Origin of the sequence: Crystallibacter degradans (assembly GCF_012952295.1) — a bacterium.
GTDB lineage: Bacteria > Actinomycetota > Actinomycetes > Actinomycetales > Micrococcaceae > Crystallibacter > Crystallibacter degradans.
Genome location: NZ_JABBCH010000001.1, coordinates 255119 through 278673 on the forward strand (window position 1 = coordinate 255119; position 23555 = coordinate 278673).

Genomic DNA, 23555 nt, shown 5'->3' on the forward strand with positions numbered 1-23555 from the left:
CTAATGCACAACGACGGGCTGGAAGCCCTCCGCGCGCAGATTTCCCAGCACCTGCTTGCAGTGCTCGTGGCCCTTGGTCTCGATGTCGATGGTGATGGCCACGTCGCCCATGCTGATGGACCCGCCGATGCGGGTGTGGTCCACGCGGGTGACGTTCGCGTCCGACTCGGCGATGATGCGCGAGATCTGGGCCAGTGAACCGGGCCGGTCGTCCAGCATGATGCGCACGGACATGAACCGCCCGGAGGCGTACAGACCGCGCTGGATTACCTTCAGCATCAGCATCGGATCGATGTTGCCGCCGGAAAGGATGACCGCCGTGGTGCCGGGATTCTCGATGACCCCTTCCATCAGCGCGGCCACGCCCACGGCGCCGGCCGGTTCCACCACCAGCTTGGACCGCTCGATCAGGAAGATCAGCGCCCTCGCGAGGGCATCCTCGCTGACCGTAACGACGTCGTCGACCAGCTCGCGGATGATGGAAAACGGCACCTGTCCGGGCCGGCCCACGGCAATGCCGTCCGCCATGGTGGAGACTTTCTGCAGCGGCACCAGTGCGTCAGCGGCCAACGACGGCGGGTAGGCGGCAGCGTTTTCAGCCTGCACACCGATGACCCTGATCTCGCGGCCCAGCTCCTTGGCGCGGGCCTTGATCGCCGTCGCCACCCCGGCCAGCAGTCCGCCGCCGCCGACACCCATGACCACGGTGTCCACGTTGGGGATCTGATCCAGCACCTCCAGGCCGACGGTCCCCTGCCCGGCGATGATGTCCGTGTTGTCGAAGGGGTGGACGAAGACGGAGCCGGTTTCATCAGCGTAGCGCTGTGCCTCGGCCAGGGCTTCGTCAACGTTGTGGCCGTGCAGGACAACTTCCGCGCCGTGGCCGCGGGTTGCTGCCAGCTTGGGCAGGGCGACGCCCATGGGCATGAAGATCCGGGCTTTGATGCCCAGTCTGGCCGCAGCGACGGCGACGCCCTGGGCGTGGTTTCCCGCGGATGCCGCAACCACGCCGCGCGCCCGCTCCTCTTCGTTCAGGCGGGCCATGCGCACGTAGGCGCCGCGGACCTTGAACGAGCCCGCGCGCTGCAGGTTCTCACACTTGAAGTAGACATCGGACCCGGTCATCCGGCCCAGCGCGCGGGACTGTTCGACCGGGGTCAGCTCGATCACGCCGTCGAGCAATTCGGCGGCATCCATGATGTCGTCAACGGTAACGGGAAGTGCTTTCAGATCCATCATTTTCGCAGTTCGTTCCTATCCTCGGGGGCATTACCGCCCGGTTCCCCAACTTCAGTCTTTTCGGGCTTCGTATTCTCGACGGCGGCGCCCTCCGCAGTCCCGTCCCTGGCATCGGGTTTCACAGCGTCGCCCTGTTTTAGGGCGACGTCGGCGTCGTTCTTTGCCGCGTCCCCGGACCCGTCATCGTTGTCCGGCGAAGAACCTCCGGCCCCACGTGCACCTTTCGTGCCTGGCGGCTCGGCCAACGGTTCACTGGGCCCTTGCCCGACGAGCGCGCTGTCATGTTCCCAGTCCCGGGCCGCGATGTACTTCACTACTGTGTTGACGATGGCCAGCAGCGGAACGGCGAAGAGCGCACCGGGAATTCCGGCCACCATGGTGCCGCCGGCCACGGCAATCACCACGGCCAGCGGATGCAGGGATACCGCCTTGCCCATGATCACCGGCTGGAGGACGTGGCTTTCCAGCTGCTGGACGCCCAGCACGATGGCCAGCATGATCAGGGCGTTGACCCACCCGTTGGCTACCAGGGCCAGCAGCACCGCCACGAAGCCGGTGACCAGGGCACCGACAATCGGGATGAAGGAGCCGATGAACACCAGCACACTCAGTGGCAGCGCCAGCGGGACGCCGATGATCGCCGCGCCGGCACCAATGCCGACGGCGTCCACAAACGCCACGAACACCTGGACACGGATGTACTGGACGAGCGAATGCCAGCCCTTGCGGCCGGCACCGTTGCTTGCCGCGCGGGCCCGCTTAGGCAGCAGCCCGACGACGAACACCCAGATCCGCTCGCCGTCGAGCAGGAAGAAGATCAGCGCGAAAATCGCCAGCAGCAGGCCGGTCACGAGGTGGCCGGCGGTGGAGCCGACAGACAGGGCACTCGAGAGGATGGCGCTGCTGTTGTTCTGCAGCTGGTCCAGCAGTTCGTTTATGTAGTCGTTCAGCTGGGCCGAGGTCAGTGCCAAGGGACCATCGGTCAGCCAGCCCTGGATTTGCCGCACGCCCTCCAGTGCCTGGTCCCACAGCTCGCGGAAGCCGAAGAACAGCTGGCGCCCCACCAAAGACAAGGCCCCGCCCATCAGGCCCAGGAAGCCCAGGATCGTGATGGCGACGGCCAGGCCGCCAGGCACCTTGGCCTTGTGGAGGAAGCGGACCACGGGCTGGAGCAAGCCCGCCAGCAGGGCGGCGATCATGAGCGGGATGATGATCAGCGAAATGTAGCTGAGCAGCCAGATCAGGACCCCGATCACCACAATGATCAAGCCGAGCCGCCAGGCCCAGGCCGCACTGATCCGCAGGGCGTACGGAACGTCCTCGCGGACATGGTGAGCACCACCGGTTCCGGCGCGCGGGCCGGCGGCCGGTGGACGGTTCTCGGGGAAGGGCCGGGTCATAGTGTCAATAGTTTCATATTCACGCCCGGACATTCGTCGGACTGACCTTGGCGCTGATGCCCCAGCTGCCGCCGAATTCATTGCCGGGCTTCAGCCAGATGAGGCCATCGCCGGAGTTGAACGCATTCGCAGGCGCCGTCATCGGTTCAATGGCCACCGCCTGCGCCTGCCCCGGGTACTTGTCTGTCACGAACACATGCGTGTAGGGGAATGTTTCGTCCTGCCATAAAGTCACGGATCTGCCATCCGAGGCGCTCAAGGTGCTCTCCACCCGGCCGCTGGCAGCCGGAACCAGATCGGTGTAGGCACGGTCCATGTCCAGCGAGCCCACCTCTCGCCCGGCGCGCAGGTCCACACCTTCTGCGGCGGGCGCTTTGTCCCGGGGAATCAGCGTCTCATCCGTGACCAGGTACGTCTCGCCGGGGACCGTCAGCGTCAGGCCCGACGTGTCTTCACTGCCGAGCCGCAGGTAGGGATGCGCGCCGAGGGCAACGGGCGCGGCCTCCGCCGAATGGTTGACCAGTGACTGCGTGACCTTCAGATCGCCGTCGTTATCCAGTTCGTAGCGCACGCGGTGGGTGAGGTGGAACGGATAGCCGTGCTGCGGGAAGATCCCGGCCTGCAGCGAAACGGCGGATTCGGTGTGTTCCACCTTGCGGTAGCCGGTGTTCCGCAGCAGCCCGTGGGTGGCGTGGCCGCGCTTGAGCTCCGTGATGTCCAGCCGCTGTTCCTGGCCGTTGAGCGTCCAGACCGCTTTGTCCACCCGGTTGGGCCACGGCGCCAACAGAATCCCCACTGCCCCCGGCGGAATCTGGTCGTCGCCGAAGGTCTCCGTCAGTTGCACGGAGTTCTTCTCGAACAACCGCAGGCAGGCTGCGAGTTCCGTGATGACGGCGCGTGAGTCTCCGCGGACAATCTCAAACTGTTCACCGGTGGCAAAGGTAGGGTGGCTCATAGCTAAAACGTACCGGAGAATGCATCCTCAGGAGCCGCCATGACAACCATGACTTCCACGCGGCTCGCCGACGGGCGGGAACTGATCTACTTTGACAGCGCCCCCGACGCAGCAAAACGGCGCCGCGGCACCTCCTCTGTGGACCGCCGGCAGCTGGATCCGCGCGGCGGAGATACCGGCCAGGTGCGGTATGACGTCCTGACCGGAGAATGGGTGGCCGTGGCTGCGCACCGGCAGAACCGCACGCACCTGCCGCCGGCGGACGAATGCCCGCTGTGCCCCTCCGACGGCGCACGGCAGACGGAAATTCCCTCCGGCTATGAAGTCGCGGTCTTCGAGAACCGTTTCCCATCCTTCGGCCCGCAGCTCGGCACCTTGCCCGCCCCCGACGGCGCCCCTGCCGCCAGCGCCCCGGCATACGGACGCTGCGAAGTCATCTCTTTTACCGAGGACCACGTCGGTTCCTTCGGCTCGCTCCCGTTCGAGCGGGTCCGCACGGTGGTGGATGCCTGGGCGCAACGTACCGAGGCCCTGTCCGCGATGGCCGGGGTGCAGCAGGTTTTCTGCTTCGAAAACCGCGGAGCCGAGATCGGCGTGACGCTGCATCACCCGCACGGCCAGATCTACGCTTATCCGTTCATCACGCCGCGGACCGCTGGCATGGCGAAGCTGGCCCGGCGGCATTACCTGCGCTCCGGCGGCTTGGAAACTCTGACCAGTTCGGTGCTGGCGGCCGAGCGGACCGACGGCGAGCGCATGATCGTCGAGGGCCGGCACTTCAGTGCTTATGTTCCGTTCGCCGCGCGCTGGCCGTTGGAAATACACCTGGTTCCGCACCGCCAGGTCCCCGACCTCACCGCTCTGACTGGAGAGGAACGGGACGAACTCGCCGAGCTTTACCCGCAACTGCTGCGCCGGCTGGACAATCTCTATGACTCCCCCACTCCCTATATCGCCGCGTGGCACCAGGCACCCGTCGCCGAAGAGTTCCGCCCCTCCGGCCATCTCCATCTGCAGCTGACCTCCCCGCGCCGGGCCGAGGACAAGCTCAAGTACCTGGCCGGCTCGGAAGCCGCCATGGGCGCCTTCATCAACGACACCGCGCCCGAGGACACCGCCGCGCGGCTCCGGGCGGCGGACACGGCATGATCCGCCGCACCACCGCCGCTGCCGACGCCTTCACCCAACGCTTCGGCCACGCCCCCGACGGCATCTGGGCCGCCCCGGGCCGTGTCAATCTCATCGGCGAGCACACCGACTACAACCTTGGCTTCGCCCTTCCGCTGGCCATCGACCGCTCCACGATCGCCGCGGTTTCCCTGCGTACTGATTCGACCGTCCGCGCCACCGCCCTGGATCCTGCGTACGACGACGTGACGCTGGCTGCCGCTGACATCTCACCGGGCGCCGTGACCGGCTGGGCGACCTACCCGCTCGGGGTCGTCTGGGCCTTCGCCCAGCGTGGCGTGGAAATTCCCGGCCTGGAGCTGCAGCTCGGGTCCGACGTTCCCATCGGGGCCGGGCTCTCGTCGTCGGCGGCGCTGGAATGCTCCGTGGCCGTTGCCCTCAACGATCTGCTGGGAGCCGGCTTCGACCTGCCGGAGCTGGTCCAGATCTGCCGTCAGGCGGAGAACGAGATGGCCGGCGCACCAACCGGCATTCTCGACCAGACCGCTTCCCTCCTGGGCCGCGGCGACCATGCCCTGCTCCTTGATTGCCGCAGCCTGGCTACGCAGCCGGTCCCCCTGCCGCTGCACGAAGCGGGGCTGCAACTGCTGGTGATCGACACAAAGGTCTCGCACTCGCACGCCAGCGGCGGATACTCGGCACGCCGTGCCGACTGTGCCCGGGCGGTCGACGCCCTGGGCGTGGACTCCCTGCGGGATGTGGAGGAAGGAATGCTTTCGGAGGCACGGGGCCGGTTGGACGAAACAACCTTCCGCCGCGTGCGGCACGTCGTCACGGAGAACCAGCGCGTGCAGCAGACAGCACACGTGTTGACGTCCAAAGGCGATGCAGCGGGGCTTGCATCAGCGCCTACAGCCGGCCCGGTATCCGGCACCGCGAGCATCGGCGACCTCCTAACGGCCAGCCATGTCTCCTTGCGAGATGACTACGAGGTGTCTTGCGCGGAATTGGACCTCGCGATGGACACCGCACTGCAGCACGGCGCGTTGGGCGCCCGGATGACGGGAGGCGGATTCGGCGGTTCGGCCATCGCGCTGGTGCCGGAAGAAGCGGCAGAAAAGGTGGGCACCGCCGTCGTCAATTCTTTCCGACTGGCCGGACTCAAGCAGCCCGATGTCTTTCCGGTTGCCCCGGCCGACGGCGCCCGGCGGTTGGCCTGAACGCCACGTGCCGATGTGCCCGATAGATACAGCACGCCAAACACAGCGGGCCCCGGCATGGCTGCCGGGACCCGCTGCGCTCAAACTATGGAAGGTGCTGCTACTCAGTGCCGCGAAGGATCGCGAGCAGGCGCAGGATCTCCACGTACAGCCAGATCAGCGTCACCGTCAGGCCGAACGCGGCCGTCCAGGAGTACTTGCGGTCCACACCGGCGCGGACGCCCTGCTCAATGGAGGTGAAGTCCATGATCAGGGAGAACGCGGCCAGGCCGATGGCGAACAGGCCGATGATCACGCCGAGGGGAATGCCAATGCCCATGATGTTGATTTCAATGCCGCGGACGCCCCACGGGGTGTCCATCACGCCGAACATCTGCAGGCCCAGGTTGACCAGCGAGAACACCGCGTAGCCGATGATGGCGATCATGAAGAACTTCATCGCCTTCGGCGTCGCGCGCACCTTGCCGCTCTTGAAGAGGAGCAGGGTCACGGCGAAGACGCAGACGGTGCCGAGCACGGCCTGGGGTGCGACGCCGGGGTACATTCTGTCGAGCACCATGGACAGGCCGCCGACAAAGAGGCCTTCGGCTCCGGCGTAAGCCAGGATGAGGCCCTTGGACGGCTCCTTCTTGAAGGCGTTGACCAGGCCGAGCACCAGGCCGACGAGCATGCCCGGAATCATCAGGGCCGGGATCATCCAACCGACGGCGGCACCTGCGAGGACCAAGGCCAGGCAGGCCATGGTCTTCATGATGACGTCGTCGTAGGTCATCCGCCCGGTCTGTGCGGGACCGGCCGAGGGCTGGTTGTACAGCTCATTGAGCTGCTGGCTGGACATTTGGGACTGGCCCGCGAGCATGCCTGCGCCGGCGTTCGCCGAGCGCTGCGGCTGGCTGCGGAACGCATTTGGATTATTGAAGACCGGATTTCCACCCATGGCCATTGTTGTTGTCCTCCATCTAGGGGGTACGAGCTGAATAAACCCTACCAATGACAACGCTTGAAGGCTCGAAATTTATCCCGTTCCGTGAATAATGTCCGGATCGCCTACTTCCGCATGCCGAACCGGCGTTCAAGTGGCCGCAGACCTGCGGTGGCTTACCATCAGTTGCGGCCTGTGCAGGCAGGCAGCATGGCTAGAATATGGGGGTGAACCCGCGCTCCGATTCCTCTTCCAGCCGCAGTGCCGCCCCCAAGCTGCCCCTGCGGATGCTTCATGACCGCATTCTCGTGGCGCTGGACAAGGACAGCAGCGAGCGGCGTTCTTCCTCCGGAATCGTTATCCCGGCCACCGCCGCGATGGGTAAGCGGCTGGCCTGGGCCGCCGTCGTCGCTGCCGGCCCCCATGTGCGCCAGGTCAGCATCGGCGACAAGGTGCTCTTCGATCCGGAAGACCGAGCCGAGGTGGAAGTAAACGCCACGGACTACGTGCTGCTGCGCGAGCGTGACATCCATGCAGTGGCCGAGCCGGAAGCGCAGGACAAGAGCACCGGTCTTTACCTCTGACTTGAGGCACCTGCCTGCCTCCCTCGCGCGCTAAACGCGGCTTCGTTTCACCGAACCTGCACAAGTGTTATCCGATTGCGATGAAAAGCAAGCATTTCGCAACATGCTGAACGCATTCCCCGAGTAACATAAACGACACGTCCGTGATAGAGATCACAGGCGACGTCAGCTGCCTGCCGCCAAAACGTCGGGCCACCCCACACTGTGGAGGTTTGTATTTTGAGAACTATGCCGAAGCTCGCTCGGCCCTGGGGGAAGTTACTCGCAATTCTGGCGATGACGGCGGCAATGCTGTTCATCGCTTCGCCCTCGCTGGCTGCTACTACTGCGCCCGCGCCGGCGCCGGACTCAACGACGAGTGCCCCGGCCGAACAGTTCCGGGACACGATCAGCGGTGTCCTGCGCAATGCCGAAGGCCCCGTGCCTGGCGTGAGAATAACCGCCACTGGTGAAGGATTCACGGGGGAAACCGTCACCGGAGAAAACGGTTCCTGGTCCATCGGGGTTCCGCAGCGGGGCACCTACCAAGTGGAAGTGGATGTATCTACCTTTCCCGAGGGCGTGGAGCTTGCGGAAGGAACGCCTAATCCGCGCGAAGTAACCTTCACCAACACCTCCAACGCGGCAGCGATCTTCCCGCTCGGCGAAGGCATTGTCATCCAGGGCGCCAGCTTCGGGGAACAGCTTATTGAACGTCTGATCGCGGGCTTGAGCTTCGGGCTGCTCCTGGCCCTCGCCGCCGTCGGCCTGAACTTGATCTTCGGAACCACCGGCCTGACGAACTTCGCGCACGGAGAGATGGTGACCCTCGGAGCCGTCCTGGTGTTCGGCTTCAACGCCGCCGGGCTCCCTGTCTGGCTCGCGATAGCCCTGGCGATCGTCGGCGGAGCTATCTTCGGCTACACCCAGGATGCGTGGCTATGGAACCCGCTCCGGCGCCGTGGTTCGGGCCTGATCCCGATGATGATCGTCAGCATCGGTCTCGCCCTCGCCAGCCGCTACGTCATCCAGTTCTTCTTTGGCGGCGCCACCCAGCAGCTGCCCGGTGCCAACAGCCCCATTCTCGAATTCGGCTCCATTTCCATCAGCCGCAACACCCTGACGTCACTGGTGGTCAGCGCCATCGTCATCGTTGCCATCGGTCTGCTGCTGCTCAAGACCCGGTTGGGCAAGGCCACGCGGGCCGTTTCCGACAACCCGGCTCTCGCAGCGGCATCGGGAATCGATGTGGACCGCGTCATCCGGATTGTCTGGACCGCTGGCGGCGTGCTGGCGGCCCTCGGCGGCATCCTCTGGGCCTACTACCGTCCGGGCGTGACGTTCAATATGGGGCAGCAGATCCTCTTGCTGATCTTCGCCGGCGTCGTTCTCGGCGGTCTCGGTACCATTTTCGGCGCCCTGCTGGGTTCCGTGCTCGTGGGCCTGTTCGTTGAGCTGTCCACCCTATGGCTGGAAGCCGACCTGAAGTACGTTGGCGCCCTCTTGATCATGATCGTCGTACTCCTGTTTAGGCCCCAGGGCATTCTGGGCCGTAAAGAGCGAGTGGGATAGGAGCTTCGATATGGACTTTCTCAACATTCTCGCCAACGCGTTCGGCGAAATCATCAGCCCGACGACGGCGGCGTACGCCCTTGCGGCTCTCGGCCTCGCCGTACACTTCGGCTACTCGGGGCTACTCAACTTCGGCCAGGCCGGCTTCATGGCGGTCGGCGCCTACGGCTTCGCCATCCCCACGATCCTATGGGACGTGCCATTCGTCGTCGGGCTGTTGATCGCCCTCATCGCTTCTGTCCTCTTCGCCCTCCTGCTCGGCATTCCCACCCTGCGGCTGCGCGCTGACTACCTGGCCATTGTGACCATCGCGGCGGCAGAAATCCTCCGTTACATCGTCACCACCAACTCGCTCACCGCTATCACCGGTTCCGCCAATGGCCTAGCGGCCTTCGAAGGCGGATTCTTTGCTATGAACCCCATCCCTCCGGGCCAGTACGACCTCGGCTTGGTGGACTTCAACGAGCGGGACCTGTGGATCCGGATCGTAGGCTGGGGTGTGGTGGCCATCTGCTGCGTGATCGTCTGGCTGCTGATGCGCAGCCCCTGGGGACGCGTGCTCAAGGGCATCCGCGAGGACGAAAACGCCGTCCGCTCTCTGGGCAAGAACGTGTATTCCTACAAAATGCAGGCCCTCATCATCGGCGGCATCTTCGGTTCGCTGGCAGGCATGATCTTCACGCTGCCGCGCGGCGCCGTACAGCCGGCCAACTACGCAACGGAACTGACGTTCTTCCTGTGGACCTGTCTGCTGCTGGGCGGCATGGCTACCGTACTCGGCCCGGTCATCGGCGCCATGATTTTCTGGGTAGTCCTCTCACTGACCCAGGGCATCCTCTATGGCGCCATCGGCTCCGGTTACATCACCTTCCTCACAGCTACCCAAGCCGGCCAGCTTCGCTACATTCTGGTAGGTGTGGCGCTGATGCTGTTGATGATCTTCCGGCCCCAAGGCGTCATGGGCAATAAGAAGGAGCTGGCGTTCGCATGACCGACAACAACACCGCAGTCCCGGCGCCCGTGGGCAGTGGGCGGGAGCCTGCGGCTTCTGAATTCATGACCGACACCAGGCCCATCGCGGCCGGTGAAACCGCACCGGGCTGCAAGAAGCGGGATCCGATCCTCATTGCCAAGAACGTGACCCGGACCTTCGGCGGACTGAAGGCGGTCGACGTCGAATACTTGGAAGTTCCGCGACACAAGATCACCGCATTGATCGGCCCCAACGGCGCAGGCAAAACCACGCTGTTCAACTTGTTGACCGGATTCGACGTGCCGCAAAGCGGCGAGTGGAAGTTCGATGACCATTCGCTGGCGGGCGTCCCGTCCCACAAAGTTGCCCGCATGGGTATGGTCCGCACCTTCCAGCTCACCAAGGTGATGGGCAAGCTTACGGTGATGGAGAACATGCGCCTCGGCGGGGATAGTCAGCCCGGTGAAAGGCTGAGCAAAGCACTCTTCAAAGGCATGTGGAGCAGCCGGGAAAAGGAGATCACCACGCAGGCCGACGTCCTGCTGGAGAAGTTCAAACTGGATACGAAGAAGGATGATTACGCGGCGTCCTTGTCCGGCGGCCAGCGTAAGCTGCTTGAGATGGCCCGGGCACTGATGGTGCGTCCGAAGCTGGTCATGCTTGACGAGCCGATGGCGGGCGTAAACCCGGCTCTCACACAGTCACTGCTGGACCACGTCAAGAACCTCAAAGCCGAGGGCATGACGGTGCTGTTCGTGGAACACGACATGCAGATGGTTCGCCATATTGCCGACTGGGTAGTCGTTATGGCGGAAGGAAAAATCGTTGCCGAAGGTCCGCCACAGGACGTCATGAAGGACCAGGCCGTAATCGATGCCTACCTTGGAGCTCACCACGACGTGGACCTGGGCGACGCGGAAGGCATTGAGGCTCTGGAAGAACAGCTTTCAAACGACCAGGAATCGGTTGTCGGAACAGAGGACGAAGGCGTCATCGGGCGCCACATCACCGAACTCGACGGCGGAACTGACCACCCGGGCGAACCAGGCTCCGGAGACAGTAAGGAACAGCGATGAGTGAGCAGAGCCGCGAGGCCGTACCCGAGGAAGCTGTCGTCAAGGTCACAGACCTCGTCGCCGGATACCTTCCCGGCGTCAATATTCTCAATGGGTGCAGTATTGAGGCCCGTCCCGGTGAACTGATCGGCATCATCGGCCCGAATGGTGCCGGCAAGTCGACACTGCTCAAAGCCATGTTCGGTCTGGTACGGGTACATTCCGGAACCGTGGTCGTCCGCGGTAAAGACCTGACCGGGCTCAAAGCGAACAAGCTTGTCACGCAGGGCGTCGGCTTCGTACCTCAGACAAACAATGTATTCGCTTCTTTGACTATTGAAGAGAACATGCAAATGGGCATGTTCCAGCAGCCCAAGAATTTCAAGGAACGCTTCGACTTTGTCACGAGTCTGTTTCCGGAACTCGGGAAGCGCCGCACCCAGCGCGCGGGTTCGCTCTCCGGCGGCGAGCGGCAGATGGTGGCCATGGGCCGCGCTCTGATGATGGAACCGGCGGTCCTGCTCCTCGACGAGCCATCCGCGGGGCTCTCCCCTGTTAAGCAGGACGAAACCTTCCTCCGGGTACATGAGATCAACCGTGCCGGGGTTTCCGTAATCATGGTCGAGCAGAATGCGCGCCGGTGCCTACAGATCTGCGACCGTGCATATGTGCTGGATCAGGGCAAGGATGCGTACACGGGAACCGGACGAGAATTGATGAAGGATCCCAAGGTCATCCAACTGTATCTGGGGACATTGGCCGATTCAGCTTAGTTGCCGCGGTTCAGGGGCGTACCCTGAACCGCGCTTTCCGCGCTGCCAATGACTGGCTTTGCTCAGGCTGCGGGGCGGTAGATGAAGTCGATGCGACCCAGGGCCTGCTCGAAGACTGACACCGGCTCCAGTGTCTCGTCCGCCTGCTCCGTCGCCGGTGGCGTGCCGGGCAGGGCTGGCGCGGTTGACACGTAGGTGTGTCCGGTCGGGGTGGTTGTTTCGACGGTGTGGCGTGGACCGGGGATCCTTTGGGCGTGCCAGCCTTCGGTTTCCTTCGCCAGGTTACACGCTTCACATAGCCCTTGCCCGTTGATCTCGCTGGTCGCCCCGGCGTCGCGCCAGGGCACGACGTGGTCGTGGTGGCGGATCGGTGCGTCGCACCACGGCGTGCGGCAGAGCTGGTCCCTGGCCTGGATCATGCGTTGCATTCCGGACGGCATCAACCGCGCCCGCGAGTCCATGCCGAGCAGTTGTCCGGTGCCCGGCGCGGTGTAAAGCCGGCGCACCCACACTTCCACATCTACGTCTTCGCCGGAGGCTCTTCGCTTGGAACCTGGGGGCCCGGTCTCCGAACCGGCGGCTCCAGTGGTTCCGGTGGTTCCGGTGGTTCCGGTGGTTCCGGTGTCTGCGGTGTCGGCACCTGCATCGTTGGCCGGTATTGGTTCGGCTGTGTCTGGCGGACCGGAGCCGGCAGCGCCGTCTCCGTTGCCGGCATCCGTTGCATGGGTAACGATCGTGTCTTCCTCGGCGCCCTTTATCGGATTGCCGACCGCAGGATGATCTGTGCCGCCGTTCCCAGCGGCGCCCTTCATCGGGCTACCGGCGGCGGAGGCGTCCTTGCCAGCGTTCCCGTTCCCGTTGTCGGTGTTGGTGTTGTCGGTGCGGAGGAGGTCGCGGGCCCACTGGGCGGGGACGATGCCGTACCCGGTCAGGTGGGCCGGTTCGGAGTCGCCCTGGAAAAGGGTGCGGTCGGTCATGACCAGCTGCACCTCGATTTTTGCGGGGTTCTCCGCTGGCTGGCCGGTGACACGCTCGACGAGGATGTCGGCCATGAGCTGGCCCCGGCCGCGTTCATCGCCCTGCGCCTTCAACCTGTCGGCCTCCTTCACCAGGGCCGCGAGGACGGCCACGCCCTACACCACCGGCAGCAGGCAGCTCACCTGGGCCATCGTGTCCGGCGCCGGACGGCAGGAGACATGCCGTTCCGTTTCGGCTTTCGCAGCCCGGCGGACCACCGACAGCGGGTCCAGCCGCAGCGCGGCCTGCTTCGCCAGCGCCCCGATCCGTTTGTCCCCGCACCCTTGCAGCGTCTTCGGATCAGCACACAATTCCCGATCGACGCGGGCCCGGTCTTCCACGCTCAGGCACGCGGTTTCGCGGACCAGGATGGTCGCCCGCCACTCGTTCAGCCGGCCCTCCGCCAACGCCTTATACGAGTGCGGCATTTCCCTGATCAGCGTGGTGGCCATGCCCAGGTGCTTACCGCCCCGGTTCGGGGAGTCCTTCCGTGCCAGGCCGATCTCCTTCGCCAGGCCCCGGCCCCGCTTCTCCGCCGCGACCCCCGCGGCAGCGCGGGTTTCCCGGCGGGAAGCAACAAACGCCTCCGTCTCCCGCGCCTGCGCGGCTGCCGCGGCGGCTTTAAGTTCCTCCAGTGCGGTGATCCGGTCGATCCGCACGCCCTCGGAGACGTCCTGGTCCATGTTCGCCAGCTCCAGGATCGCGGCACGGACCAACACTGCACCCGGATCACCGGGAACCGGCTTCACCGGATCCATCTCCGCCGGAACGATTGAATCGAACATACTTTCGATTCTACTGTGATGTGATGGACGGCACAACGACTACTTGCGGGACTGTGTACAACCCAAGAACGCTTGTCGAGCTGCTGGCAAATCCCCACCTTCCCTGGATCGAGACGACCAAGGGAACGGCACTTCAAACCCGCCATGCGTGAGGATGCCACAGTTGGAGATCCGTTTGTACCCCACACGCGAGGAAGCCCCCGCGAAGAGCGGAGGCTTCCTGCGTCAGTGCGAGTGACTGCGAGTGACGTTGTTTTACTTTATAGCTGGCCGAACTCCTCACGCATCGGCTGGGGACGGTTCTCGGCGTCGTATTCGTAGATGCCGATGTAAGCCTCGGTCGGATCACCGTTCTCGTCGAAGGTGATCGGGCCGGAGATACCGTCGTAGTCGATATCGGCACCCTCGCGGAGCAGGGTCACACAGCCAGCGAAGTCATAGCACTTCTCCCCGTCCCTGGACACCGACTGCATTTCCCCGGCGATGTCTTCACCCTTGGTGCTCCCGGCAGCTTCGGAGGCCAGAGCCACGAGGTTCACGGCATCATAGGCTTCACCGGCATAGGCGTAGGAAGTCAGCCCGTCGTCGATTTCCGCGAGCGAGGCCTTGAACTCGTCCTTTGCGAAGGTGCCGGGGATGGTGCCCTGCGCGCCTTCCATGGCCCCCGGGTCCAGGTCCTTGCTCAGGTCAGCCGTATTGCCATCAACCAGGAACAGCTGGTCCGGGGTGATTCCCTTGGCCAGCAGGAGCGGGGCAATGGACTTCACCTGGTCGAACGTGATCAGCGCGACGGCATCCGGGTTGGCGGCAGCGACGGCGTCAACCTGCGAGCTGAACTGCGAATCGCCCTCGTTGAACATTTCCGTAGCGACGATCTGGCCGCCGGCGCCCTCAAACGCGGTCTTCACGTTATCCCGCAGGCCTGTGCCGTAGGCATCGTTCAGGACGATCATGCCGAGCGTCTGCGCTCCACAGGCGACCATGTAGCTGCCAAGGGTGCGGCCCTGGAGCACGTCCGAGGGGGCTGTACGCCAGTACAGGTTGTTGTCGTCCCAGTCAGTGAAGTCCGGCGAGGTATTCGCCGGCGAAATCTGCAGGACGCCAGCACCGGTGATCTGGTTGATGACGGTCTTCGAAACGCCCGATGACGCTGCGCCGACAATGGCGTTGACGTCCTGGCCGAGCAGCGCGGACACGGACTGGGTGGCGATATCCGTTGTGGTGTCGCCCGAGTCACGGTGCACGACGTCGACGTCTTCACCGAGAACGCCGCCTGCTTCATTAATCTGCTTGATGGCCAGATCAACGCCGGCAATTTCTGGCGGGCCAAGGTAGGCCAGCGCGCCAGTGGTGGGCAGCAGTGAGCCGATCTTCAACGGTGTATCGGTGGACCCCTTTGTCTCCGGTACGGCTGCCGGATCCCCCTTGGTTCCGGTGGTCGGACCCGCGCCCTCGCCGCCCTCTGGGCAGACAAGCCCTGCGGCTGCGGGTGCAGAGCCGCCGTTTCCTTCGGTTTCGGTCGAAGTGCCGCCCCCACAGGCTGACGCGAACAGTGCGACGCCGAGACCGAGTGCCGCGAATCTGGCCGCGCGCGCGGTGTTACCGCCGGCGCCAAACAGCACTGCGTTACGTGTTGCAGTCATGAATTTTTCTCCTCGATCCAAAGGTCCGCGAACCTTCGATGCGAATATCAGGGTTTCCTGATTAGAAGAAAAGCTAGTGCACAAATGGCCAAAAAATAAGACTATTCGGTTACATCCTTGTAACGCTCGTCACAGCCGTCGAATTATGCCCCAAAATGGACCCATCCGAGTCCTATCGGGCCAGTTAGATAGCCACATTTCCTCAAGGGGCGTCGTCCCGCCCTCCAACGCAGACATTGTCCCCGCGCTGAGATCCGCCCGAACGGGCGCCGTCGTACCCAGTTGTACCCCCGGTGGGACTCGAACCCACACTGGATCGATTTTAAGTCGACTGTCTCTGCCATTGGACTACGGGGGCGTGCCGTGAAAATGCTCGCCCTAAGCCTACTCGATCCGCCCCGGCCAGGACGAGACGGGCACGAAGGACTAGAGCCGTGCGAAGGGCTCCGCGTAGCGGAACGTTCCCACCGGAACCTCTCGTCCGCCAAGCGGCAGCGCCATAAAATAGTCGCCCCATTGCGGATCCGGCGCTTGGATACCGAGCTCCGAGGCCGGGCGATAGCCGAATCGTGGGTAGTAGGTGGTGTGTCCGAGCAGCACGATTACTGACTCCCCCATTCCCTCGGCCCGGATTCTGGTTTCCTCCAACAGCGCCGCCCCGATCCCCTGCCGCTGACGTTCGGGCAGAACGGAAATCGGGCCCAGTCCGAGCGCCGGCTGATCGCCGATAAAGCCACGGGTGGTGATCGAATGCCCAACAACCATGCCCGCATCGGCAGCAACGATCGAGAGCCCGGGCAGGTAGCCGTCGCATTCGAACAACTCGGCCAGCAGGCCAACCTCGACCGGCGGATTGGCCCCGTCATCGGTGGCGAAGGCACGGCCGGTCAACTCCAGTATCGCCGGCCGGTCGCTGGCGTGTTCGCTGCGCAATTCCATCACTGCAGTGTAGATCGCCAGCCACCCTCGACAGCAACCATCACCGTCCAAACCGCCAACCGGCAACCGGCAACCGGCAACCGGCAACCAAGCGGACGACGGCGGGAGCCGAGGTTCAGTACGAGACCCCGGCTCCCGCCGTCGTTGAGTTCAGTTGCCGCCGTCGCTAGGCCCGGATCCCCGGTCGCTATCGGTCCGAGGCGTGGCCCGCTGTTAGCGCGAGTCTGCAGGGGCCTGCTCGTCCGCCTTGTCCTCTGCCTTCTTTTCGGCAGGCTTCGGTTCGGTGGACTTGCGCGGCGTGGCAGCGGTGCGGAAGGCGCGGTACGGTGTATCCAGATCTGCGATCTCCGTGGTGTCGCGACCGAGGATGGCGTTGAGCAGCCAGTCGGCGACGACGCGGATCTTGCGCTCCATGGTTGGCATGGCAAAGCCGTGGTAGCCGCGGTGTGCCAGCCAGGCCAGCGGGCCCTTGAGCTTGATGCCCATGACCTTGGCAACGCCCTTGTTCAGCCCCAGGCCGGCCACGGCGCCAAGGTTCTCGTGCTTGTACTCCTTGACCTCACCCACGCCCCAGCGCTCGGCGAGGATGTTCTTCGCCATGAGCTTGGCCTGGCGCACTGCGTGCTGGGCGTTCGGGACGCAGAAGCCGCCCACGCCGCCGCCGGTCAGGTCCGGGACGGCTGCGACGTCGCCGGCGGTCCAGGCGCCGTCGATCGGCTGGCCGTTTTCATCGATGATGTGCAGTTCGGCGTTGGCCTTGACCCGGCCGCGGTCGTCCAGCGGGAAGCCGAACTGGCGGACGATCGGGTTGGCCTGCACGCCCGCAGTCCACAGCAGGGTGTCGGTCTCGAAGGACTGCGCCGGAGTCTTGTCCGGCATGTTGATCAGGTCCAGCTTGCCGCCCACGGCCGATGCCAGGGAGGTGTTCAGCAGCACCTCGATGCCGCGCGAGCGCATGTGCGAGACAACCCACTCGGCCTGGTGCTCGGTGACCTCGGGCATGATGCGGCCCATGGCCTCCACCAGCACGAAGCGCAGGTCCGAGCGCTTCAGGCGGGGGTTGTTCTCCGCGGCGTGGCGGGCCATGTCCTCGATCTCGGTCATGGCTTCGATGCCCGCGAAGCCGCCGCCGACACAGACGAAGGTCAGGGCGCGCTGCTTCTCCGGGCCGTCCGGCATGATGGAGCCGGCTTCGATCCGCTCCAGCACGGTGTTGCGCAATTCCAGCGCTTCTTCAATGGTCTTCAGCCCGATGCCCTCTTCGGCGAGGCCCGGGATCGGGAAGGTACGGGTTACCGCGCCGGCGGCAATCACGACGTCGCGGTACGGGACGTTGAAGCTGACTTCGCCGTCTTCGGATTCAACCACGGCGGTCTTGTTGGCGTGGTCGATCGAGGCGACCCGGCCGGTGATAACTTCGGTCTGCTTCAGGTGCATGCGGTGGGAAACCACGGCGTGGCGGGACTCGATGGAGCCGGCAGCAACCTCCGGCAGGAACGGCTGGTAGGTCATGTAGGGCAGCGGATCCACCAGGGTTACGATGCCGCCGTGGGCCTTAACCTTCTTCTGGAGCTTAAGCGCCACATAAAGTCCGACGTAGCCGCCGCCGACTACGAGGACGCGAGGACGGTCTGAGAGAGCAGGAGTGTATGCCATACGAGACAGTGTAAACCCTTTTGTGAAAGTTTTCACTAAGTGGTCGGCGCCGCTGCTGCCCCACACGGCCGCCGCACCAAGCAGGGGCTGCAGCACCGTCAGGCCCCCGCATGGTCAGCGGTTCCGCGGACCGCTTCCTTTGCCGGTTCCATGGCTCACACTCTTGCCCGTTTCCTTGAGCAGCGGCTCGCGGATCGGCGGCAGGAAACCGGTGTCTTCGCCGTCGTCGGTCCCAGCCTGTTCGGTGCCACCCTGTTCGGCGGCGGCCAGACGCCTGGCCCGCAGCGTCTGCTGGACGCCGAGGCCGATGACCAGGATAAACACGAGGCTGAAACCAACCACGATCACGGCAGGGAGCACGTCCCCTTCGAGCCGCGGCGCCTCTGCCACCGGAGTGGTGGGCTCGGGCACGGCTGGCTCTTCCTCCACACGGTTGGCGGGGACCTTTGTTTCCGCCGGGGCTACCTGTCCTCTTCGGTGCACGGTGATCCACTGGGCAATCGAGCCCACCGGGTTCGCGCCGACAACGGCCACGTCCGCGGTTAGGGCGGCTTCCGCGTCCAGAATGCCGAAACCGTAGATCGGGTCGTGACCAGGCACGCCGGCATCCTTGGCCGTGGAAATGATGCGGTTGACCACCTGGGCCGCGCTCATCTCCGGGTACTCGGCACGGATGAGCGCCGCAACGCCGGAGACCAGCGGGGTGGCGCCGGACGTGCCGGACCAGTCCGCGTAGAGACCTCCGGGCAGGCCGCCCACCAGGTCCTCGGCCGGCGCCGCCACGCCGATCACGATGCTCTGGGCGGAGGCGCCTTCGCTGGCTTCGCCTTCGCGGTTCAGCCCGGCCACCGTCAGCACGCCGGGAATGGTGGCGGGTGCGCCGGACTGCTCTGTTCCGCCCGCGCGGTTGCCCGCGGCGGCCACAATAACGACGTCGTTCTGCTCGGCATAGAGGAACGCTTCGTCCCAGTTTTCAGGCCAGGATGTGCTGGAGCTGGTCAGCGACATATTGATGACCTTGGCACCGTTGTCCACGGCCCACTTCACCGCGGCGGGGATCTGCTCTTCGATGCTGACGCCGGCCGGATTCGGCGAGCCGAGCCAGGTGGAGACGGTCAGCAGGTCGGCCTTGGGCGCCACCCCGATAACGCCGTCGGTACCGGCGCCGATGCCCTTGTCCTTGGGCTCCGGCGCCTTCTCGTCGTCGTCCTTCCGGTCTTTGTCCTTGCCGCCCTTGTCCGCATCCTTCTTTTCGGGCGCGTGGCCGCGGCCGGCCAGCAAGGTGGCCACGAGGGTGCCGTGTTCAGGAGTCTGGCCGATGCCGCGCTGCCCGTTGGCCGAACCGGCTCCGGAAACATCCGTACCACCGACGACGGCGCCCTTGAGATCCGGGTGGGTGGCGTCCACGCCGCTGTCGATGACGGCGACCTTGACGCCTTCGCCCTGCGAGGTCTTCCAGGCCTCGCGGATGCCGTAGGAGTCCAGCCAGTACTGCTTGTCGCGGGTTGCATCGGCCATGGCTGCCGGGGCGAAGACTGTGCCGCCCACCAAGGCCAGCACGGAGACCACAGAGAGTGCGGCGGCTCGGACCGTGGCCCGACGGCCCGGTCTTCCGGCTCTGCTGTGCATGCGTGTCCTCTTTCCTGGATTCCCCGGTGTCCTGCCAGTCCCCTTGATCGGGGCATGGCGGACAATCCTACCGTTGATCGGACCGGCGGCCCTTCTCGGTTACTTCCTGCTTACCTGCGGGCGGCGCTCATGGCGATGCCGTCGAGGATGTCGTGCTCGCTGGCGGTGGCCCCGTTGACCCTGCCGGCGGTCAGTTCATTGACACGGTTGTTAATGGTGCGCCAGATCAGGGCCCCGGCGCCAATCACGTCCACCCGGCCCGGATGCATGTAGGGCAGCGCGGCGCGTTCAGCGCGGGACATGGACAGCAGCGACGTGCAGGCGGCGGCGGTTTTGGCCGCATCCAGTTCCGCACCGTGGATGGTGTTGGGCTGGTATTCGGTCAACCCGAGGGCATGCGCCGTCACGGTGGTGATGGACCCGGCCACTCCGACCAGCCGGTCCGTGTCCGCGAGCGGCACGTCCGCCAGCACAGCGCCGATGTAGTCCTTGATGTCCGCTTCCGCCGCGGCGATTTCGACGGCGGTCGGCGGGTCTGATTTCAGGTGCCGTTCGGTGAAGCGCACGCAGCCCATGTCCGTGCTCAAGGCCGCTTGGACGCCCTCGGACGTGCCGAGGACAAACTCGGTGCTGCCGCCGCCCAGATCGACCACCAGCACCTTCTCCCCCGGTGCCGTGGCCAGCACGCTTGCCGCGCCAGTGAAGGACAGTTCGGCCTCCTCGGCGCCGGTGACCACTTCCGGTTCCACCCCGACGCGCTCCCGGATCCCGTCGACAAAGACCTGCCGGTTGCCCGCGTCGCGGGTAGCGGAGGTCGCGACGAAGCGCAGGCGTTCGGCGCCGTGCTCCTGCAGCAGGCTCGCGTATTCCTCCGCCGCGGCGAAGGTACGTGCCAGCGCTTCATCGGCGAGCATGCCGGTGGCGTCGACGCCCTGGCCAAGCCGGACCACCTTCATCAGCCGCACCACGTCGGTCAGCACGCCGTCGTCGTCGATGTCGGCAATCAGCAGGCGGATGGAGTTCGTTCCGCAGTCAATGGCCCCTACGCGGCTCATCGGGCTCCCTCTTCCTGTTCCGGTGCGTTGTGTTCAGGTGCGCCGTGTTCGCCGGCAGGCTCGTCTTCGGCAGCACGACGACGTTCGGCCTTCTTGGCTTCGAGCTCTTCGGGGCTGAGCCCCTGGGTCTTGGTGTGGCGGCTCAGGTCCTTCGCGGGGGCCGGCCCCGCGACGTCCCAAGCGCCGTCGCAATAACAGCGGTCCTTGGTCCACCATTCCGCGATCCCGTCCAGCGCCTCGTCGCCCAGTGGGTTCACGCCTGGGCCGACGGCCAGCGAATGCCCCACCAGCACATGCAGGCACTTGACCCGGGTTGGCATGCCGCCCGCGGAGACACCAGCGATCTCGGGGACAGACCCCACGCCGGTGCGGGCGCCGATTTCATCGCGGACGCGCAGATAGTCCTCGTGCGCTCCGCGGTAGGCGGCAGCGAGTTCCGGATCCTGTTCGAGCCGTTCGGTCATTTCGGTCATGACGCCGGCGGCCTCGAGCCGGGACACGGCCGAGGTGATGATCGGATGGGTCAGGTAGAAAGTCGTGGGGAACGGGATGCCGTTGCCCAGCCGCGGCGCCGTCGTCGCTACCAGAGGGTTGCCGCAGACGCAGCGCGCTCCGATTTCCACCACGTCCCGCACCGGCCGGCTGAGCTGCCGGCTGAGGGTCTCCAGGTCCTGGGGAGTGGGTGTGCGCGGGTCTTCCATGGCGCGGTCCTTCCTGACTGTGCGGACATGCTGGTGCGGGCTGAATGGATGGCTCGTGGTCCTGGTCCGACGCGGACGCCTCGGCGCTGCATCGGTTCCGTCGGCCACCGATGTAGCCGGGCAGACCGGCTATTCCGCTGGTTTCTCGGCCGGCTCGTCCTGCTTTTCGGAGCTGTCCGGTTTGTCGGCGTTCTCTTCCGCCGGAACGTCGGTCGCTGCCCGCTTGACCGAGTCCCACAGCGCGTCCACCCACGGCAGGTTGGACGGCGCCGCTACAGACGCATGTTCCTCGGATTCGCTCAGCCCTTCGGTCCCGGTCACCAGATAACGTGTCTCACCCGGCATTACATAGAATATGCGATCCCGGGCCTGTTGTTTGATGTACTCCGGGTCCTCCCAGCGCGCCAGCTCCTTCTCCAGCTGGCTCTGGGTCTTCTGCTCCGCGGCAATTTCACGTTCCAGGGCGGCGATCGCGGAGCGTTGCTCGATGAAGATCCGCACGGATGGGGCCAGCAGAATCGTGATCGTCACGAGTACGACGGCGAGGGCCAGCATTCGTCCGGAAAAACCCCTGGCCGGGACCGGTGTGCTTCCGGTGCCGTCGCCGCCGTCCTCCGGCCGGTCCTTCGGCGTCGTCCTGCTGATGATGGGTTGCCGGATGGCGCCGGAGAGCTCGCGGCGTTCGGCCGCCCGGGCCTCCGACGGCGAGGGCTTCTTTTTGGGTCCTTCGGCTTTCGATCCGTGGGACTTGGCCTCGGAGCCGCCGAAGTCCGCGCGGATAACCTTCGCCTCGGACGAGGCACCCTCGTGCGCCTCATGCCCCGCTGCCCCGCCATGGTCGCGGCCGGTGTTCCCGGACACGGAACCACCCGGCGCCCCTGAACCGGCACCTGTTTGCACAGGCCCGCTGCCGCCGGCCGGGCGGCCGGCACGTGGCACTCTGGGACGTCGGGTGGCCATGGAGCTCCTAGATCATTGGTCGTCGGCAGGCATTGAGGTTATCAGTTCCCACTTAAGACGATACAGATTCAGGGGCAGGGTTCAGGCTTTGAAACGCGGGAAAGCGCCGGCACCTGCGTAGCGCGCGGCGTCGTCGAGCTCTTCTTCGATGCGCAGCAGCTGGTTGTACTTGGCCACACGCTCGGACCGGGCCGGGGCGCCGGTCTTGATCTGGCCCGCGTTCGTGGCCACCGAAATATCCGCAATGGCGGTGTCCTCGGTCTCGCCGGAACGGTGCGAGGTGATCGTGGTGTAGCCATTGCGCTGTGCCAGCGAGACGGCTTCCAGGGTCTCCGTGAGGGAACCGATCTGGTTGACCTTGACCAGCAGCGAGTTCGCCGTGTTGGCGTCGATGCCCCGCTGCAGGCGCTCGGGATTGGTGACGAAGAGGTCATCGCCCACCAGCTGCACCTTGTCGCCGAGTTCGGCGGTCAGGGTAGCCCAGCCTTCCCAGTCGTCCTCGTCCAGCGGGTCCTCGATGGAGACCAGCGGGTAGTCGGCCACGAGCTGCTTGTAGTACTCGCTCATCTCGGCGGCGGTCAGGGATTTACCCTCGAACTGGTAGGCGCCGTCGGAGTAGAACTCGGAGGAGGCGACGTCCAGGGCCAGCGCGATTTCCTTGCCCGGGGTGTAGCCGGCTTTGTTGATCGCCTCGGTGATCAGGTCCAGCGCTGCGCGGTTGCTCGGCAGGTTGGGGGCGAAACCGCCCTCATCGCCCAGTCCGGTGGACAGGCCCTTGTCCTTGAGCACGGACTTGAGGCTGTGGTAGACCTCGACGCCCCAGCGCAGGCCTTCGGAGAAGGTGGCAGCACCCAGAGGCACCACCATGAATTCCTGGATGTCGACGTCGGAGTCCGCGTGGGAGCCGCCGTTCAGGATGTTCATCAGCGGAACGGGCAGCACATGCGCGTTCGGGCCGCCCAGGTACTTGTAGAGCGGCAGGTTGGCCGACTCGGCGGCAGCGTTGGCCACGGCCAGCGAAACGCCCAGGATGGCGTTGGCGCCCAGGTTGGACTTGTTGGAGGTGCCGTCCAGATCGATCATGGTCTGGTCGATCAGGCGCTGGTCGGTCGCGTCGCGGCCCACCAGGGCGGGCTGGATCGTGTCGAGCACCGCGTTGACGGCCTGGCTGACGCCCTTGCCCAGGTAGCGGTTCTTCTCGCCGTCACGGCGCTCGGCCGCTTCGAAAGCACCGGTGGATGCCCCGGACGGGACAGCAGCGCGGCCCATGGAGCCGTCCGAGAGCAAGACCTCAACCTCAACCGTGGGATTGCCGCGGGAATCAAGGATTTCACGCGCGTGGATGGCATCAATAAGCGCCATTGATTGCT

Annotated in this window: 20 protein-coding genes, 1 tRNA gene and 1 pseudogene; 7 read left to right on the plus strand and 15 right to left on the minus strand. The window is 65.1% G+C overall.

Going from position 1 to position 23555, the window contains the following annotated elements; all coding sequences use genetic code 11:
- From ilvA to HGO92_RS01095, 3 genes are read right to left on the minus strand one after another with little or no spacing between them, the layout of a single operon-like run.
- Window positions 1-1239: a threonine ammonia-lyase gene (ilvA, locus tag HGO92_RS01085; protein WP_169991082.1), complete on the minus strand. Its 1239-nt coding sequence runs from the start codon at window positions 1237-1239 to the stop codon at window positions 1-3.
- The gene (locus tag HGO92_RS01090) at window positions 1236-2639 is read right to left on the minus strand and encodes an AI-2E family transporter (protein ID WP_169991084.1); all 1404 of its coding nucleotides are present in this window, start codon (window positions 2637-2639) and stop codon (window positions 1236-1238) included. Before HGO92_RS01090 ends, ilvA begins: the two co-directional genes overlap by 4 nt.
- Window positions 2640-2658: 19 nt before the next feature.
- Window positions 2659-3594, minus strand: a complete 936-nt coding sequence (locus HGO92_RS01095; protein WP_169991086.1) for an aldose 1-epimerase family protein — start codon at window positions 3592-3594, stop codon at window positions 2659-2661.
- A 39-nt stretch (window positions 3595-3633) separates the two neighbouring features.
- Between HGO92_RS01095 and galT the strand changes: the two genes are divergently transcribed.
- Together galT and galK are read left to right on the plus strand one after the other, a co-directional pair.
- The gene (galT, locus tag HGO92_RS01100; RefSeq protein WP_169991088.1) at window positions 3634-4743 is read left to right on the plus strand and encodes a galactose-1-phosphate uridylyltransferase; all 1110 of its coding nucleotides are present in this window, start codon (window positions 3634-3636) and stop codon (window positions 4741-4743) included.
- On the plus strand, window positions 4740-5942 hold the full coding sequence (gene galK / locus HGO92_RS01105) for a galactokinase (RefSeq protein WP_169991090.1): 1203 nt from the start codon (window positions 4740-4742) through the stop codon (window positions 5940-5942). Before galT ends, galK begins: the two co-directional genes overlap by 4 nt.
- Window positions 5943-6042: 100 nt before the next feature.
- Here galK and HGO92_RS01110 read toward each other — a convergent pair whose 3' ends face one another.
- Window positions 6043-6885, minus strand: a complete 843-nt coding sequence (locus tag HGO92_RS01110) for a Bax inhibitor-1/YccA family protein (protein ID WP_169991092.1) — start codon at window positions 6883-6885, stop codon at window positions 6043-6045.
- A 200-nt stretch (window positions 6886-7085) separates the two neighbouring features.
- Here HGO92_RS01110 and HGO92_RS01115 point away from each other — a divergent pair, with 200 nt between their 5' ends.
- The 5 genes from HGO92_RS01115 to HGO92_RS01135 all read left to right on the plus strand — a co-directional run bounded on the left by HGO92_RS01115 (window position 7086) and on the right by HGO92_RS01135 (window position 11800).
- On the plus strand, window positions 7086-7448 hold the full coding sequence (locus HGO92_RS01115) for a GroES family chaperonin (protein WP_169991094.1): 363 nt from the start codon (window positions 7086-7088) through the stop codon (window positions 7446-7448).
- A 228-nt stretch (window positions 7449-7676) separates the two neighbouring features.
- Window positions 7677-8999, plus strand: a complete 1323-nt coding sequence (locus HGO92_RS01120) for a branched-chain amino acid ABC transporter permease (protein ID WP_169991096.1) — start codon at window positions 7677-7679, stop codon at window positions 8997-8999.
- 10 nt (window positions 9000-9009) lie between these two features.
- Window positions 9010-9990: a branched-chain amino acid ABC transporter permease gene (locus HGO92_RS01125; protein WP_169991098.1), complete on the plus strand. Its 981-nt coding sequence runs from the start codon at window positions 9010-9012 to the stop codon at window positions 9988-9990.
- On the plus strand, window positions 9987-11048 hold the full coding sequence (locus tag HGO92_RS01130) for an ABC transporter ATP-binding protein (protein ID WP_169991100.1): 1062 nt from the start codon (window positions 9987-9989) through the stop codon (window positions 11046-11048). Before HGO92_RS01125 ends, HGO92_RS01130 begins: the two co-directional genes overlap by 4 nt.
- Window positions 11045-11800 carry an ABC transporter ATP-binding protein gene (locus tag HGO92_RS01135; protein WP_169991102.1) on the plus strand — a complete coding sequence of 252 codons (756 nt, stop codon included), beginning with the start codon at window positions 11045-11047 and terminating at the stop codon, window positions 11798-11800. Before HGO92_RS01130 ends, HGO92_RS01135 begins: the two co-directional genes overlap by 4 nt.
- Window positions 11801-11862: 62 nt before the next feature.
- On the opposite strand, the pseudogene HGO92_RS01140 reads toward HGO92_RS01135, so the two are convergent.
- The 11 genes and pseudogenes from HGO92_RS01140 to eno form a co-directional block, all read right to left on the minus strand.
- Window positions 11863-12795: pseudogene (locus HGO92_RS01140) on the minus strand (HNH endonuclease); the annotation flags it as partial.
- Between the two features lie 138 nt (window positions 12796-12933).
- A complete protein-coding gene (locus HGO92_RS01145; protein ID WP_169991104.1) occupies window positions 12934-13602 on the minus strand; it encodes a 13E12 repeat family protein in 669 nt (222 codons plus the stop codon).
- A gap of 260 nt (window positions 13603-13862) precedes the next feature.
- Window positions 13863-15245 (minus strand): ABC transporter substrate-binding protein, encoded by a 1383-nt coding sequence (locus HGO92_RS01150; protein ID WP_169991106.1) that lies wholly within the window; start codon window positions 15243-15245, stop codon window positions 13863-13865.
- Window positions 15246-15530: 285 nt separating this feature from the next.
- Window positions 15531-15603, minus strand: a tRNA-Leu gene (locus HGO92_RS01155).
- Window positions 15604-15671: 68 nt separating this feature from the next.
- A complete protein-coding gene (locus HGO92_RS01160; RefSeq protein ID WP_169991108.1) occupies window positions 15672-16184 on the minus strand; it encodes a GNAT family N-acetyltransferase in 513 nt (170 codons plus the stop codon).
- Window positions 16185-16397: 213 nt separating this feature from the next.
- On the minus strand, window positions 16398-17840 hold the full coding sequence (locus HGO92_RS01165) for an NAD(P)/FAD-dependent oxidoreductase (protein ID WP_169991110.1): 1443 nt from the start codon (window positions 17838-17840) through the stop codon (window positions 16398-16400).
- 114 nt (window positions 17841-17954) lie between these two features.
- A complete protein-coding gene (locus tag HGO92_RS01170; protein WP_169991112.1) occupies window positions 17955-19469 on the minus strand; it encodes a S8 family serine peptidase in 1515 nt (504 codons plus the stop codon).
- Window positions 19470-19579: 110 nt separating this feature from the next.
- Window positions 19580-20524: a Ppx/GppA phosphatase family protein gene (locus tag HGO92_RS01175; protein ID WP_169991113.1), complete on the minus strand. Its 945-nt coding sequence runs from the start codon at window positions 20522-20524 to the stop codon at window positions 19580-19582.
- A complete protein-coding gene (locus HGO92_RS01180; protein WP_169991115.1) occupies window positions 20521-21225 on the minus strand; it encodes a DUF501 domain-containing protein in 705 nt (234 codons plus the stop codon). Before HGO92_RS01180 ends, HGO92_RS01175 begins: the two co-directional genes overlap by 4 nt.
- A 129-nt stretch (window positions 21226-21354) precedes the next feature.
- On the minus strand, window positions 21355-22086 hold the full coding sequence (locus tag HGO92_RS01185; RefSeq protein WP_346768808.1) for an FtsB family cell division protein: 732 nt from the start codon (window positions 22084-22086) through the stop codon (window positions 21355-21357).
- Between the two features lie 180 nt (window positions 22087-22266).
- A complete protein-coding gene (eno, locus tag HGO92_RS01190; protein ID WP_169991119.1) occupies window positions 22267-23547 on the minus strand; it encodes a phosphopyruvate hydratase in 1281 nt (426 codons plus the stop codon).
- Window positions 23548-23555 lie beyond the last annotated feature (8 nt).